This window comes from Blastococcus colisei (assembly GCF_006717095.1).
Lineage (GTDB): Bacteria > Actinomycetota > Actinomycetes > Mycobacteriales > Geodermatophilaceae > Blastococcus_B > Blastococcus_B colisei.
This window is the reverse complement of record NZ_VFQE01000001.1, coordinates 413,488-427,786: the sequence shown is the minus strand read 5'-3', so window position 1 is coordinate 427,786 and position 14,299 is coordinate 413,488. Positions and strand designations below refer to the sequence as shown.

The following is a 14,299-nucleotide window of genomic DNA, read 5'->3' as shown; positions in this document are numbered from 1 at the left end:
TGGGTCGTGCACGTCCCCTCCGGGCAGGCGGCTGCCGACGACTCCGACGGAACCCACCCGGATCGTTTCGTCCGCGCGCTGACCCCGACCTGCGAGGCGGCGGCCCGCGGCGACCTCGAGGCCCGCAGCTGCCTGGACCCGGCGATGGACACCGTGCCGGAGCTCCCCACGCTGCACGATGCGCCGAACCGGACGCTCGACGTCTCCGGCGCCTTCGCGCGGTAGTGCTCCGCGGCGCTTCCCGTCGGCGGCCGAGGGGCGGTTCCATCGCCGGCGCTGCTCGAGGGCGGCCTGCCGGGCGCCTTGCGCACCAGCGCCCAGGACGTCAACAGGGCACGGGGGGCGATGCAAGGAGACGGCCGGCCGGGTGACCGAGGCCCAGACCTCCCGTCTCCGCCTGGCCGACGAGTTCGACTCCGTCGTCCTCGCGATGTCGGAGCAGGTGGCCTCCACGGAGATGAGCTCGCCGGCGTCCGGCCCCAGGGCGGCGGCGGCCGCCGCGAGCACCGAGGTCGGGACGGCGCAGCAGACGATCGCCTCGCTGCCGCAGTCGTCGGCCGCGATCACGGAGATCATCGCGGTGAGACGACGTGGCCGCCCAGACACGGCTGCTCGCCCTCGACGCGACCATCGAGGCCGCCCGCGCCGGTGGGGCCGCCAAGGGCTTCGCCGTCGTCGCGTCGGAGGTCGGGGATCTCGCCGACCAGACCGCTCGGGCCACCGAGCGGGTCACCGGGCAGGTCGAGCAGATCCGGCAGGCCGCCGACGCCGTCACCGCGGGCATGGGCACGGTCGGGACGACGGTCGGGGAGATGAACAGCCTGGTCGACGCCGATCGCCGCGGCGCTGGACGGGTCGTGGTCCCTGGCGACCGGCGGCGAGGACATCACGGGGCTGTCGCAGATCGCGGGAGAAACTGCGGTCGGAGGCGACCGGGTTCCTCGCCGGGATGCGCCGCTGATCAGGGGGTCTGCTCCCGCTCTCCGACGGCTACCAGGTACTCTGGCCGGCGTCCGCGGGTGTAGTTCAATGGTAGAACATCAGCTTCCCAAGCTGACAGTGCGAGTTCGATTCTCGTCACCCGCTCCAGTGTGCGAGCAAGCGCGAGGGCCCCGGTCGACCGACCGGGGCCCTCGCGCTTCGTCGTCCTCCATGGTCCGAGAACGGCCGTCGGAGCATCCTCCCTCACCGTGTGGGGTCCTACCTCAGCATCGACCGCGAGGGAGGACCCGTTTCGATCAGGGAACCTGATCATCGACGGGGGCGGCGGCGTCGATCCGCGGGTCAGGCGACCGGCAGCGTCCCGTCGTGGATCGTGCCGACGCGCTCCAGCAGCTCGCTCATCTGCTCACCGGCCATCGGCCGGGCGTAGTGGTAGCCCTGCGCGATGTCGCAGCCCAGCTCGCGCAGCGCCGTGACGTGCTCGGCCCCTTCGACGCCTTCGGCGACGACGGTCAGCCCCAGGTTGTGCCCCAGGTCGATCGCCGTGCGCACCAGGACGGCGTCGTGCGCGGTGGTCGTCATGCCCAGCACGAAGGAGCGGTCGATCTTGAGCTCGTCGACGGGGAGCCGGCGCAGGTGGGCCATGGAGGTGTAGCCGGTGCCGAAGTCGTCGATCGAGAGCTTCACGCCCAGGTCGTGCAGGCGCTGCAGGACCGCCATGCAGCGGGCTGCGTCGCCCATGACCGCGCTCTCGGTCACCTCGAGCCGCAGCAGCTCGGCCGGCACCCGGTGCTCGGTGAGCAGCCGCTGGACCAGATCGGGCAGGCCGGCGTCGAGCAGGCAGCGGGTGGACAGGTTGACGGCGACGGGAACAGCGTGCCCGGCATCCATCCAGCAGCGCATCTGGGCCAGCGCAAGGTCGAGCACCCGCTCGGTGAGGCGCAGGATGATGCCGGTGCCCTCGGCGGCCGGGATGAAGTCGCCGGGCGGGATCAGGCCCTGGGTCGGGTGCTTCCAGCGGAGCAGCGCCTCCAGTCCCTCGATCCGCTCGCCGTCGAGGGTGTACTTGGGCTGGTAGTTCAGGAACAGCTCGCCGTCGCCCTCCAGGGCCCGGCGCAGGTCACCCAGGACCGTCAGCCGCGACGGGGCCGTGACGTGCTCCTCGGCCTGGAAGACCACGGCACCGGCCTTGAGCTCCTTGGCGACGTACATCGCGATGTCGGCGTTGCGCAGCAGCACCTCCGTGTCGGTGCCGTGCCACGGGGAGACGACGATGCCGATGCTGGCCTCCACGTCGAGCGCCAGGTCCTCGTCGTGGCCGCCGACGTCGAAGGGCCGGTGCAGGGCCGCCCGCAGCCGCTCGGCCACCTGCTCGGCCTCGCCGACCCCGTCCACGAGGGGCAGCAGGACGGCGAACTCGTCCCCGCCGAGGCGGGCGACGGTGTCACCCTCCCGCAGCACCGACTCGAGGCGGGGGCCCACCTGGCAGAGCAGCTTGTCACCGTAGGAGTGGCCGAGGGTGTCGTTGATCTCCTTGAAGCGGTCCAGGTCGATCAGGAGCAGAGCGATCTCGCCGTCCGAGCGGCTGGCCGCGGCCAGGCCCTGGTCGAGGCGGTCGCGCAGCAGTTCCCAGTTGGGCAGGCCGGTCAGGGCGTCGTGCGTGGCCTGGTGGCGGTCCCGCTCGGCGGAGGTCTGCAGGGCCTCGGTCTGGCGGCGGAGCTTCCTCGACGCCGACGCGATGAGGCGGAAGACGACGAGGTAGAAGGCCGTCAGGCTCGCAGCCAGTGCGATCGTCATGGTGCGGACGTCGTCCGCGACCGCCGCGGCCACGGGGGCGTAGGGCAGGTACAGCTCGATGACGCCGTCCGGCCGGTCTGCGCCGTCGTACTGCATCGGCACGTAGACCTCGAGCAGCTGGTGCGTGCCCTCCTCGCTGCCGGCGCTGTCGTCGGCGGAGTGCGCGAAGCCCGAGACGACGTAGCCGTCGAGCGCGGCGCCCAGCTCACCCGAACCCGACGTCTCCCCGACGAGTTCCGGGTCCTCCGAGTGGTAGACGATCGTCCGCTCGCGGTTGAAGATCTTCAGCTCGATCGGATCGAAAGCGGCGAGCGCGAGCCCCGCCGTCCCGAGCTCCTCGGCGGCGTCATCGACGGCGTCCTCCACGTCCGCCAGCCGCCCGGCCTCGAACCCGCCGGCGAGGTCGGCGGGGGTGAACAGCGGCTGGAGTCCCAGGCGCACCGCCATCAGGGCCGCGTCCTCCGCCTGCTGGCGGGCGCGCTCCTCGATGGCGGTGCTCAGCACGGAGGAGAGCACCGCCCCCACGGCGAACGTGAGCAGCAGGCTGACCGCACCGAAGCGGGTCAGCAGGCTGGTGCCCCGCAGCCGTCGGAGAAGGCTCATGCCTGGACAATCGGGTCGGGCACGACCTTCCTTGAGTCGCCCGTCGTGCATCCCCTCCACGGGGTGACGTCACGTGTGCCGACGGGTCCGGTGGTAAACCCGTGCGGTTTGCGATCGCGGGTGTTCCGGTTCAGTCACGCTGCGTGCGGACACGCAGGAGCCAGCAACGGAACGACGTCGGTACGCGTTTCCGGCTGCGGCTCGGGCCCTTGGTCCCTGGGAGATCGCTGTACGCGCCGCCACGATTCGCCTCATGAGCGACCTGGGGGACCCGGAGCAGGCTCCGGAGACGCACGCCGGATCCGTGATCCCGCCGGCACGGACCGGCGAGGAGCCGCTCGCCGATGTCGCGCCGCTGCGGCTGCCGCCCCTGCTGCCGCGCCGGCAGAGCCCCTGGCTGATCGTCGAGGTCGACGGATCGGCGACGGGCCACGGCGCCCTGGTGTGGGCGCTCCGGGAGGCGGCGCGGCGTGAGGCGACGGTCGTCGCCGTCCACGTGCTCGACGACCCCGGCGGCGACCCCCTGGAGGGGTCGAGCCGGATCCACCTCCGCACCCGGATGGCCGCGCACGACCGCCTGGATGCCCAGGTGCTCCGGGCGATCGCGGAGACCGGGGTGCACGGGCGGAGCCGTACGGCCGTCCTGGAGCGGCCGGTCTTCGACGCCCTGACCGCCGCCACCCACGGAGCCGATCTGGTGGTCGTCGGCGCCCGCGGCAAGACCCTGCTCCGGCAGGCCGTTCCCCGTCCCCTGACCCGCCGGCTGGCCCGTGGCGCCTGAGCACCGCTCCCCCGCCGAGACGCGGGGCGGACCGGCCGCTCACGAACCGCTTCCCGAGCCCGGCCAGGGTTCCTACCGTCGGGCCGTGCCCCCGCCCGACGCCCCGGTCCCGCCGCCGGACGGCGGTGCCGCAGCCGGGCAGCACGGTGACGTGCGCGGTGTCCCGGCGCTCACCGCGGCTCTGCGCGCCGTCGCCTCGGGCAGCCACCTGGAGGCGACGCTGCACGACATCGTGCAGGCGGCGGTCCGGCACGTCGACGCGACCTACGGGGCGCTCGGGGTGCTCACCGGGGACGGGCTCCGGCTGGACCGGTTCGTCATCGTGGGCATGGACGACGACGACCGCGACCGCATCGGCCGGCCACCGGAAGGCCGCGGCATCCTGGGCCTCCTGGTCGCCGAGCCCTCGACGCTGCGGCTCGACGACCTCGGCGAGCACCCCGCCTCGGTGGGGTTCCCGCCGGGACACCCGCCGATGCGCTCCTTCCTCGGCGTGCCGGTCCGGGTCGGGGACGCGGTCTTCGGGAACCTCTACCTGACCGAGAAACGCACCGGTGGGCCGTTCACGCCGGCCGACGCCGAGGTCGTCCAGGCCCTCGCGGGTGTCGCCGGGATGGCGATCGAGAACGCCCGGCTGGCCGAGCAGGCCGAGGCCCGCCGCACGTGGGGTCAGGCCGCCACGGAGATGGCGACCGCCCTGCTGTCGGGGGCCGATCCGGAGGACGTGCTCCGCGCGGTGTCGACGCGGGTGTCCACGCTGGCCGGTGCCGACCTGGCCGGGGTCCTGGCCCCGAGCAGCGACGACCCCGAGACGATGACCATCGTCGCCGCCGTCGGCGCTGCCGCCGACGACGTCGAGGGCGTCCGCGTACCCGTGGCCGGCACCTACGTCGGGGCGACCCTGGAGGCAGGCGTTCCCCGCCTGATCGCGGACATCGACACCATGCCTGTGGTCGGCACGCGGACGCCGGCGGCCGCGGAGCTGACCGCGGCCGTCGTCGAGCTGACCTCGGGTTTCGGACCGGCGATGCTGGCCCCGGTGGGCAGGGCTCCCAACCGCGCGCTGCTGGTGGCCATGCGCTCCACGGGGCGCGGGCCGTTCTCCCCCGAGGAGCTGGATCTGCTGTCCGACTTCGCGGCCCACACCGCGGTGGCGCTGGAACTGGCCCGCTCCCAGCAGCGCGCCCGGCGGCTGCAGGTGCAGGCCGATCGCGAGCGCATCGCGCGCGACCTGCACGACCACGTCGTCCAGCGGATCTTCGCCACCGCCCTCTCCCTGGACCGGCTCGGCCGCTCGCTGGAGTCCGAGCGCAGCGACGTCGCGGCGGCGCTGTCGCAGCGCGTGGAGGACCTGCACGGGACGATCGCGCGGATCCGCTCCTCGATCTTCGAGCTGCACGAGACCCAGGACGCATCGGCGGCCGCCTTCCGCAGCCGGCTGGCCGAGGTGCTCCGCTCGGTCACCGACGGGCACGCGCTGCGACCTGACCTGCGGATCCGCTCCGACCACGACGAGCTCCCGCCCGACCTCGTCGCGGACCTGATCGCGGTGGTGCGCGAGCTGGTGACCAACGTGGTCCGGCACGCTCGGGCCCAGCGGGTGACCGTGGCCATCGAGGTCCGGGACACCGCCTGCGTGGTGGTCACCGACGACGGGTGCGGGCTGCCACCGGTCACCGTGCGCAGCGGCCTGGCCAACCTGGCCGACCGCGCCGAGCGCCGGGGTGGCGCCCTGGCCTGCGTCTCCTCGTCCTCGGGAACCGAGATCCGCTGGACGGCGCCGGTGACGGCCTGAACTCAGCCCCCGGCGCGGTCCCGCAGCTCCGTCGCGAGGATCGCCGCCTGGGTGCGCCGTTCGAGCCCGAGCTTGGCCAGCAGGTGACTGGTGTAGTTCTTCACCGTCTTCTCGGCCAGCCCCATGCGGGCACCGATCTGGCGGTTGGTGAGCCCCTCACCGATCAGCCGCAGCACGGTGCGCTCCTGGTCGGTGAGCAGCCTCAGTCGATCGCTGCCCGCCGCCGCGGGGCCGCGCACCCGCGACACCGCGGGTGCCACGTCGTCGAACAGCGTGCCGCCCCCGGACACCGTGCGCACGGCGGACACGAGGGCCGGTCCCCGCACCTGCTTGAGCAGGAAGCCCGAGGCCCCCGCCCGGACGGCGGCGTCCAGTGCCTCCTGCTCCGCGAAGCTGGTCAGCACGAGGCAGCGCAGCCCGGGAACCCGGTCGCGCAGGCCGCGGCAGAGATCGGCACCGTCACCGTCGGGCAGGCGCATGTCGATGAGGACGATGTCCGGGCGCACGGCAGGAACCCGCACCAGCGCCTCGGCGACGGAGCCGGCCTCGCCCGCGACCGTGATCCCGGGATCGTCCTCCAGCACCTCCGCCACCCCCCGGCGGACGACCTCGTGGTCGTCGACGAGGAAGACGCGGACCAGCCGGGACGGGGACTGCACCGGGGGCACCTCCCCACGCTCCGTGACCTAGGTCACAGAGCGTAAGCCCTCACGGATCCCGTGGCAGGTCATATCGGCATGAGCAGCGCGGCGTAGAGCGTCAGACCGGGGCCGAAGGCCATCACCACGACCGGGCCGTCGACGTCGGCCATCTCCTCCAGCACGAGGAGCACCGTGGCCGACGAGCAGTTGCCGTGCTCGGCCAGCACCCGGCGCGAGGCGGACATCTGGTCCTCGGTCAGGCCGAGCTCGTCCCGGACGACGTCGAGGATGCGGGGCCCACCGGGGTGCACGGCCCAGCCGGCGACGTCCTCGGTACGCAGGCCGGCACCGCTGAGCAGCTCCTCGACCACGCCCCCGACGTGCCGGGACAGCACGTCCGGGACCCGGGGGGACAGGCCCATGCGGAAGCCGAGGTCGGTGACGTCCCAGGTCATGTGGTCCGCGGTCGACGCGTCGGTGCGGGCGACCATCCCGGCCACCCGGCGCCCGCGCGAGGCACCCGGCTCGAGGACGACGGCGGCCGCGGCGTCGGAGAACAGCGCGTGCGCGACGACCTGCTCGAGGTCCCGCTGCGCCGGCTGGACGTGCAGGCTGGTCAGCTCGCAGCAGAGCAGGACGGCGGGGCGGGACCGCGCCGTCACGAAGTCGCTGACCGCGGCCAGGCCGGGGATCGCGGCATAGCAGCCCATGTGCCCGACCAGCAGCCGCTGCAGGCCCGGCGGCATGCCGAGGTCACTGGCCAGCCGGATGTCCAGCCCCGGGGTGGCGTACCCGGTGCAGGTGGCGACGGCGAACAGGCCGACGTCGCCCGGGGCCAGCCCGGCCACGTCCAGCGCCCCCGCCACCGCCTGCTTGCCCAGGGGCAGGGCCTCCTGGACGTAGCGCTCCATCCGGGCGCCGGTCCCCCACTGGCTGAGGTCCTCGTCCATCGGGCTGGCCACCGCGTGCCGGCGCTGCACGCCCGCGCTCTGGAAGATGCGCCGCGCCGCACGCACGCCCTCGTAGTGATCGGCGAAGAAGCCGTCCCAGACGGCGTCCTGCTCGAAGGTCGCCGGGAGTGCGGAGCCCACCCCGGTCACGACCGCCGCTGTCACGGTTGCTCCGGGGCGCACGGGCTCGGCGTCATGTCCCGAAGGTACGTGGCGCCCAACACGACCGCCGCCTCAGCGCTTGTGCCCGTACCCGGCGAAGACGACCGCGGTGGAGCGGATCGGCTTCATCCGCACCATTCGCCGGCGGCCCAGCTTCCAGGCGACGGCCTGGCGCATCGACGGCCGCAGGCCCACCAGCTGCAGTTCCAGGCCCAGCCGGTCGGCTGTTTCGAGCAGGCGCTCGCGGTCGACGAACAGCGCTGGATCGTGGAGCCCGCGCGGCGGACCACCGGGCAGCCGCTCGAGCAGGTGCACGTTGACCAGCGTCGACAGCCAGCCGGCCGCGAGGGCGTCGAGCACGATGATCCCGCCCGGCCGGAGCAGCCGAGCGCACTCGGCGAGGACCCCGGCGTGGTCCTCCACGTGCTCCAGGATCTCGCCGGCCAGCACGACGTCGGCGCAGCCGTCGGCGAGCGGCACCGCCAGGACCGAACCGCGCACGGGGATCACGGCGTGCGCGCGGGCCAGCTCCAGGCCGCGGGCGCCGATGTCGACCCCGACGTGCCGGTAGCCGAGGCGCGCCACGTGCGGGCCCATCAGACCGCCGCCGCACGCCAGGTCGACCAGCACCGCCCCCTCGTGCGGGGCCGGTGGGACGCGCTCTGCTCGCGATGCGGCCAGCCAGTGCAGGGCCGCGAACTCCCCGTCGTGCCGCCACCATTCGTCGGCCAGCTGGTCGTACTGCGCGGGATCGTTGCGGCGGATGGCGGGGTCTCCTCGTCCTCGGCGGATCTGCTCCAGCGGGTCTACTTCAGCGGATCGTGACCCCAGTTCATCAGGGAATGCCGCCACCGGGAGGTCTCGACCTCCTCCTTCTGCGGTCGCTGGGCCAGGTGGCGTCGAACGTAGCCGTGGACCTTGCGCATGTGCGCCAGGTCGTCGGAGGTCAGGTCGCCCTTCTTCGTGCGGAGCAGGTCGACGATGCGCCGCCCGGATGCGTGCCCGGTCGACTCACCCGACCCGTCGGAATCCTGGCCCACCGACTGCGACTCGTCGGTGCCGAGCCACTTCTCCAGCTCGCCCGCGGTCATGTTCACCACCTCGCCGAACCCCTCGCGCACCGTGTCCGGGTCCTCGCTGGCCATGGCTGTCCTCCGCGTGTCAGGTCCTTCCCGGCGCGGTACCGCAGCGCTGTGAGGACCAAACGGCCAGGAGTGGAGCAGACCGCACAGGCGCGCGGCGAGACTCCTGACCAGGTCCTGGACCGGAACCTGAACGAGCTGCTGCAGGAGCTCCGCGTGGTGCTGACCGGCGTGCAGATCCTGTTCGCGTTCCTGCTCGCCCTGGCCTTCACCGCCGACCTCGCTGAGCGCGGCCTGTTCGCGACGACCGTCTACACGATCACCCTGATGAGCACCGCCTGCGCGACCGTCGTGCTCATCGCACCGGTCTCCTTCCACCGCACCGTGTTCCGGCGCCAGCTCAAGGAGCAGCTGGTCGCCTTCGCCGACCGGGCGCTGCTCGTCGGGCTGGGGCTGCTCCTGGTCGGCATCACCAGCGCCGTGCTGCTCGTGCTGGACGTCGTCCTCGGGCGGTGGCCGGCCATCGCAGGCTGCGGCGTCGTCGTGCTGGTCGGCGCGGTGTGCTGGTACGCCGTTCCCCTGCTGCAGCGGAGGGCGGACCGGTCCTGACCCGGCACGGAGGTTCTGGTACTGGTGATCTCCCCGCTCAGCGTCCCCGGAGGTCCCCGTGCCCGGCACCGTCGTCGGCAGCCTGAACGAGGACGTCCTCGTCGCCGTCGGCCGGCTGCCCGGGGGCGGCGAGACCGTGATCGGCCGCTCCGCCACCCTCGCGCCGGGCGGCAAGGGCGCCAACCAGGCCGCTGCCGCGGGGCTGCTGGGGCCGGGCGTGCACATGGTGGGCCGCGTCGGCGAGGACCCGGCCGGCGACCGGCAGCTGGCCGCGCTGGCGAGCTCCCGGGTGGACGTCAGCGGCGTGCACCGCACGCCGGGGGTGCCGACCGGGTCGGCCACCATCCCGGTGGAGGAGGGCACCGGCGAGAACCTCATCGTCGTCGTCCCCGGCGCCAACGCCGAGCTGACCCCCGACGACGTCGACGTCGATCCGGTACACCGCGCCGACGTGCTGCTGCTGCAGCTCGAGGTGCCGATGGACACGGTCTACGCCGCTGCCGCAGCGGCCGGCGGAAGAGTCGTCCTGACGCCCGCACCTCCCCAGCCCCTGCCGGAAGAGCTGCTGGCCCTCGTTGACGTGCTGGTCCCCAACGAGCACGAGCTGGTGCAGCTCACCGGTGCCACTGCCGGCGCCCGGACGCCCGTCGAGCTGGTCGCCCTCGCCCGCAGCATCTTCGGCCCGGTCGTGGTGGTGACCCTCGGCGCCCGCGGCGCGCTGGTGGTGCGCCGCGACGGCTCTCCCGCGCTCCTCCAGCCCCCGCCGCCGGTGACGGCCGTCGACACCACCGGAGCGGGCGACTGCTTCTGCGGCGCGCTGGCGCAGGCACTGGCCACCGACCGGGACCTGCCGGCGGCGGTGCGGTTCGCGGTGACGGCCGCGGCGCTGTCCACCACCGGCCCCGGCGCCCGTGGCGCACTTCCGGACGCCGAGGCCGTCGAGGCGCTCCTGCCGCGGGTGCCGGCCGCCACGCCGGTGGTCTGAGCAGGGGTTTCCACGACGGCGACGGGGGCACAGGCCGGACAGCCGACGGATCGAGGAGGACCACCATGACCGAGCCCGGTCGCACGCCGCACACGTCCGAACGGGCCGAGGGCGACCCGCCCGGCGATGACGCAACCGGCGGCCGAACCCCGCACCCGCAGGAACCGGCCGAGGGCAAGGACGCCGGTCAGGGCGAGGGCGCGGACACCCCCGACACCTGACCTGGGATCAGGCCTGGGCGGCCTTCTCCTTCGCCCGCAGGTCGCGACGCCGGATCTTTGCAGCTGGCCGGCTCCGCCGGCCGGGCGGGCGGAGGTCCGCATCCGGTGCACGGCCATGAAGAGCTGCAGCGTGCGCCCGAACCACCATCACCTCCGCGAGCCGACGGCGCATGCAGCCCTCGTGCGGCTGGCGCAGCATCCGGTCACGGACCACCCGCTCTGGCCAGCATCGCGACCGGTAGGGCAGGCTCCCGCACCGTGCTTCTCGACGCCGCACTCCTGTCCACCGGGATCGACGACATCCCGGCCACCGCCCGTGACCTGGAGTCGCGCGGGTACGCCGGGGTGTGGGCGTCCGAGGTCGACCACGACCCGTTCCTGCCCCTGCTGTCGGCCGGGCAGGCGACCGAGCGCATCCAGGTCGGCACCGCGATCGCCGTCGCCTTCGCTCGTTCCCCCATGACGCTGGCGACGACCGCCTACGACCTGCAGCGCTACACCCGCGGCCGGTTCGTGCTCGGACTGGGCACCCAGATCAAGGCGCACGTGGAGCGGCGGTTCTCCATGCCCTGGAGCCCCCCGGTCGCGCGGATGCGGGAGTACGTCGCGGCCCTGCGGGCGATCTGGGCGGCCTGGCAGGACGGGACACCGCTGCGCTTCCAGGGCGAGCACTACCGGCACACGTTGATGACGCCGATGTTCGCGCCGGATCCGCACACCTGGGGGCCGCCTCCGGTCTACCTGGCCGCGGTCGGGCCCGCGATGACGCGCCTGGTCGGCGAGGTGGCCGACGGGCTCCTGGTGCACGGCTTCACCACCGAGCGGTACCTGCGCGAGCGCACGCTGCCCGCCCTCGAGGAGGGGCTGGCGGCCGCCGGCCGCACCCGCGACCGGGTCGCCGTCACCCTGCCCGGGCTCGTGGTGTCCGGCCGGACCGAGCAGGAGCGCGCCGCGGCCGTCGCCGCGGTCAAGGCCACGATCGCCTTCTACGGGAGCACTCCCGCTTACCGGCCGGTCCTCGAACTGCACGGCTGGGACGCCCTCGCCGACGAGCTGCACACAATGTCGGTGGGCCGCCGGGAGGACAAGTGGACGGCGATGCGCGACCTGGTCGACGACGAGGTCCTCGGCACGTTCGCCGTCGTGGCGGAGCCGGGGGACGTGGCGGCCGCCGTGCGCCGGCGCTACGACGGAATGGTCGACCGCTTCAGCGTGTACGCGTCCTATCCGACACCGCTCGACCTCTGGGATCCGCTGGTCGAGTCGTTCCGCTGACCGCCTCCCGCCCCCGCGGCACGCCGAGCTGGAGTGACCCATCTCTCGGCCAAGGCGAGGTAGATCACGCCTCCGGGCGTTTCCGGGACCGCCTGCGGAGGGCACGCTGGGGCACATGGAGGACACCCAGCGCGACGTACGAGTTTCCGACGACTCCACCGAGGCCCAGACCGAGGAGTCCCGCAGCCCCGAGCCGGCGACCGTGACCGTCGCCCGCATGCTGGCCAACCCGCGACGCATCCGCCGGAACTGACGGCCCCGTCCCGAGGCTCGCACCGGGCCCGCGAGGTGCGAGGAGGACAGGGCTCCTTCGTCACTCTCCGTAGCCACACCGGCCCCAACGCTCCCCGGCGCCCCGGGGAACCCGCACACCTCTGGTCACCCAGAGCTACAACCGTCGGCGTGCCGCGAACTGCTCCGTCACGCCTGTGGTGCACCATCGCTGCGTGACCGCCGCCCCGCTTCTCGCCGCCGACGACGACCTCGCTGCCGCAGGCGCTCCCGTCCGCCGGAGCCGCGCCGAGCGCCAGGCGATCGTCCTGGACACCGCCGAGCGCCTGTTCGCCGGCCGCAGCTCGCGCAGCGTCGGCATGGACGAGCTGGTCCGCGAGACCGGCCTGGGCAAGATGACGGTCTACCGGCTCTTCAAGAGCAAGGACGACCTCGTCGGGGCCTATCTCTCGCGCAAGGCCGCCACGGTCCTCGCCTTCATCGATGCCGAGCTGGTGCGCCTGCAGGGCGACCCGCGCGCCGCCCTCCTCTCGGTCGTGGACGCCGTCGAACGCGACGTGACGCGCACCGGCTTCCGCGGCTGTCCGTTCACCAACGTCAGCAGCGAGTACGACGACCCGCAGCACCCGGCGCGCAGTGCTGCCGCGGACTACAAGTTCGAGCTGCACCTGCGGCTGGAGCGCCTCGCCGAGCAGGTCGTCCCGGGCAACGGCGAGGACCTCGCCGCCCAGATCCACCTGATCATCGACGGCATGTACCTCTCCGGTGGACTGCTCGGCCCCGACGGCCCGGCGTCCCACGGTCGACAGCTCGCCGAGCGCCTCATCGGCATCGCCCAGATCTGACGGCCGCCTGACGGGCGGCGCACTGCACCGGCCCGCACGATGGGCGGGTGACGAACGACCGGACCCGGCCCGACCTCGACGACACCACCGTCGAGGGCCTCGGCAAGCTCTCCGAGGCACTCGAGACCGTCGAGCAGGCCCGCGGCCTGCTGTACGGCTTCCACCAGCTGACCGGCAAGGCCGACCTGCTGCTGCAGGACGCCGTCGAACTCCTCCGACAGGCCGGGCACACCGCCCTCGCCGACGACCTCGCCCGCGACCTGGTCGGCCGCAACGTCATCGCCGACCGGTGGACGTTCCAGATCGTCGAGGACTACGACGCGAACTACTGGACGACCTTTCGCGAGCTCGACGCCCGCGCCCGCGCCGAGCTCGCCGACGGGGACCGGCACGTGTACGAGGCGCGGATGAAGCAGCGCGAGCGGACCGCCGGCCACCCCCGCCACGAATCCGGCCCGGCACTCGGCGACTGAGCATCGATGATCAGGTTCCCTGATCGAACGGGGTCCTACCTCACTGTCGACGGCGAGGTAGGACCCCCCGCGATCAGGTTCCCTGATCATCGAGGGGCCCGGCCCGGCGCGGTCGGGGGTGTGGCCGACCAGCGGGGGGACGACGGCAGCTGGCCCGGCGTCGCCCGAAGGGCGACGATGACATCGTGACCATGCCTGACGAGAACGACGCCGGCCCCGACCGGGACGCCCAGCCCCTCGGCAGCGAGGTGGCGCCACCGGCGGACCCGGAATCCCAGGGTGGTGAACCGGGCCGGGCCAGCGGCATCGCGGGACCGAGCTACCCGCCCGCGGAGACCGAGCCGGACGCGAACTGATACCGGATCGACGCAGGCCCGGCGCCCGGACGGGCTGCGCCGACCGGCCCTGAGCAGCACACTCAGGGCGTGAGCACTCCCGACCCGCGCCCCGCCGGCGCCCCCGGATCCGACCCGACGCCCAGCTCGCCGGGGAGTGACCGCCCGAGCCCGCCACCGGTGTCCGGTACCGGCCCTGACGGACCGCCGCCTGCGCCCAAGCAGTCCGGGGGCGCCGGTCGCACGATCGGCCGTACGCTCGCGCTGGCGCTGCTGGTCTTCGTGACGGTCGTGCTCGTGCTGTTCGTCGTCTTCAACACCCAGACCGTCGACGTCAGCCTGGTCTTCACGGACGTCCGCGCGTCGCTGGTCGTCGCCCTGCTGGTCGCCGCTGCCCTCGGCGGGCTGCTGGTCTGGCTGGCGGGTCTGGTCCTGAGGGCGCGGCGTCGCTCCCGCTGACCCGTCCGGGTCAGGTCTCCGTCCACCGGCGTGTAACGCACCGTGAGGCTTGCCGTTACTACTGACGGGTAATAGCGTTGTTACTCGCGAGTAGCACTACGCGGCACGTCGGC

18 protein-coding genes and 1 tRNA gene are annotated in these 14,299 nt (G+C 73.5%); 14 read left to right on the top strand and 5 right to left on the bottom strand.

The window, feature by feature from the left end; genetic code table 11:
• The first annotated feature begins 6 nt into the window (after positions 1-6).
• From FHU33_RS02005 to FHU33_RS01995, 3 genes are all read left to right on the top strand, one after another.
• Entirely contained in the window at positions 7-225 is a 219-nt protein-coding gene (locus FHU33_RS02005) for a hypothetical protein (RefSeq protein WP_142023843.1), read from the top strand.
• 365 nt (positions 226-590) lie between these two features.
• Positions 591-1,025, top strand: coding sequence for a methyl-accepting chemotaxis protein (locus FHU33_RS02000; RefSeq protein ID WP_142023842.1), 435 nt, complete (start codon positions 591-593; stop codon positions 1,023-1,025).
• Positions 1,016-1,089, top strand: a tRNA-Gly gene (locus FHU33_RS01995). The genes FHU33_RS02000 and FHU33_RS01995 overlap by 10 nt, the downstream gene beginning before the upstream one ends.
• A 195-nt stretch (positions 1,090-1,284) precedes the next feature.
• Here FHU33_RS01995 and FHU33_RS01990 read toward each other — a convergent pair.
• A complete protein-coding gene (locus FHU33_RS01990) occupies positions 1,285-3,342 on the bottom strand; it encodes a putative bifunctional diguanylate cyclase/phosphodiesterase (protein WP_170182290.1) in 2,058 nt (685 codons plus the stop codon).
• A 253-nt stretch (positions 3,343-3,595) separates the two neighbouring features.
• On the opposite strand from FHU33_RS01990, the gene FHU33_RS01985 reads away from it, so the two are divergent.
• Together FHU33_RS01985 and FHU33_RS01980 are read left to right on the top strand one after the other, a co-directional pair.
• On the top strand, positions 3,596-4,123 hold the full coding sequence (locus tag FHU33_RS01985) for a universal stress protein (protein WP_142023840.1): 528 nt from the start codon (positions 3,596-3,598) through the stop codon (positions 4,121-4,123).
• 85 nt (positions 4,124-4,208) lie between these two features.
• On the top strand, positions 4,209-5,918 hold the full coding sequence (locus tag FHU33_RS01980; protein ID WP_246063215.1) for a sensor histidine kinase: 1,710 nt from the start codon (positions 4,209-4,211) through the stop codon (positions 5,916-5,918).
• 2 nt (positions 5,919-5,920) lie between these two features.
• On the opposite strand, the gene FHU33_RS01975 is transcribed toward FHU33_RS01980, so the two are convergent.
• The 4 genes from FHU33_RS01975 to FHU33_RS01960 all read right to left on the bottom strand — a co-directional run bounded on the left by FHU33_RS01975 (position 5,921) and on the right by FHU33_RS01960 (position 8,816).
• Positions 5,921-6,577, bottom strand: a complete 657-nt coding sequence (locus tag FHU33_RS01975) for a response regulator (RefSeq protein ID WP_281281602.1) — start codon at positions 6,575-6,577, stop codon at positions 5,921-5,923.
• Between the two features lie 68 nt (positions 6,578-6,645).
• Entirely contained in the window at positions 6,646-7,674 is a 1,029-nt protein-coding gene (locus FHU33_RS01970) for a type III polyketide synthase (RefSeq protein ID WP_142023837.1), read from the bottom strand.
• A 69-nt stretch (positions 7,675-7,743) separates the two neighbouring features.
• Complete coding sequence (locus tag FHU33_RS01965) at positions 7,744-8,523, bottom strand: methyltransferase domain-containing protein (RefSeq protein ID WP_246063214.1); 780 nt, start codon at positions 8,521-8,523, stop codon at positions 7,744-7,746.
• The gene (locus FHU33_RS01960; RefSeq protein ID WP_142023836.1) at positions 8,478-8,816 is read right to left on the bottom strand and encodes a DUF3140 domain-containing protein; all 339 of its coding nucleotides are present in this window, start codon (positions 8,814-8,816) and stop codon (positions 8,478-8,480) included. Before FHU33_RS01960 ends, FHU33_RS01965 begins: the two co-directional genes overlap by 46 nt.
• 69 nt (positions 8,817-8,885) lie before the next feature.
• Between FHU33_RS01960 and FHU33_RS01955 the strand changes: the two genes are divergently transcribed.
• The 9 genes from FHU33_RS01955 (at position 8,886) to FHU33_RS01930 (ending at position 14,186) form a co-directional block, all read left to right on the top strand.
• Positions 8,886-9,362 carry a DUF6328 family protein gene (locus FHU33_RS01955; RefSeq protein WP_246063213.1) on the top strand — a complete coding sequence of 159 codons (477 nt, stop codon included), beginning with the start codon at positions 8,886-8,888 and terminating at the stop codon, positions 9,360-9,362.
• A 58-nt stretch (positions 9,363-9,420) separates the two neighbouring features.
• On the top strand, positions 9,421-10,347 hold the full coding sequence (locus FHU33_RS01950) for a ribokinase (RefSeq protein ID WP_142023834.1): 927 nt from the start codon (positions 9,421-9,423) through the stop codon (positions 10,345-10,347).
• Positions 10,348-10,412: 65 nt separating this feature from the next.
• A complete protein-coding gene (locus tag FHU33_RS24745; protein ID WP_170182289.1) occupies positions 10,413-10,568 on the top strand; it encodes a hypothetical protein in 156 nt (51 codons plus the stop codon).
• Positions 10,569-10,826: 258 nt separating this feature from the next.
• The gene (locus tag FHU33_RS01945; protein WP_142023833.1) at positions 10,827-11,843 is read left to right on the top strand and encodes a TIGR03617 family F420-dependent LLM class oxidoreductase; all 1,017 of its coding nucleotides are present in this window, start codon (positions 10,827-10,829) and stop codon (positions 11,841-11,843) included.
• Between the two features lie 115 nt (positions 11,844-11,958).
• A complete protein-coding gene (locus tag FHU33_RS24740; protein ID WP_170182288.1) occupies positions 11,959-12,096 on the top strand; it encodes a hypothetical protein in 138 nt (45 codons plus the stop codon).
• Positions 12,097-12,289: 193 nt separating this feature from the next.
• The gene (locus FHU33_RS01940) at positions 12,290-12,919 is read left to right on the top strand and encodes a TetR/AcrR family transcriptional regulator (RefSeq protein ID WP_142023832.1); all 630 of its coding nucleotides are present in this window, start codon (positions 12,290-12,292) and stop codon (positions 12,917-12,919) included.
• Between the two features lie 47 nt (positions 12,920-12,966).
• Positions 12,967-13,392 carry a hypothetical protein gene (locus tag FHU33_RS01935; protein WP_142023831.1) on the top strand — a complete coding sequence of 142 codons (426 nt, stop codon included), beginning with the start codon at positions 12,967-12,969 and terminating at the stop codon, positions 13,390-13,392.
• Positions 13,393-13,577: 185 nt separating this feature from the next.
• Positions 13,578-13,748, top strand: coding sequence for a hypothetical protein (locus tag FHU33_RS24735; RefSeq protein WP_170182287.1), 171 nt, complete (start codon positions 13,578-13,580; stop codon positions 13,746-13,748).
• Between the two features lie 69 nt (positions 13,749-13,817).
• Positions 13,818-14,186 carry a lipopolysaccharide assembly protein LapA domain-containing protein gene (locus tag FHU33_RS01930; protein ID WP_246063212.1) on the top strand — a complete coding sequence of 123 codons (369 nt, stop codon included), beginning with the start codon at positions 13,818-13,820 and terminating at the stop codon, positions 14,184-14,186.
• Positions 14,187-14,299: the final 113 nt, after the last annotated feature.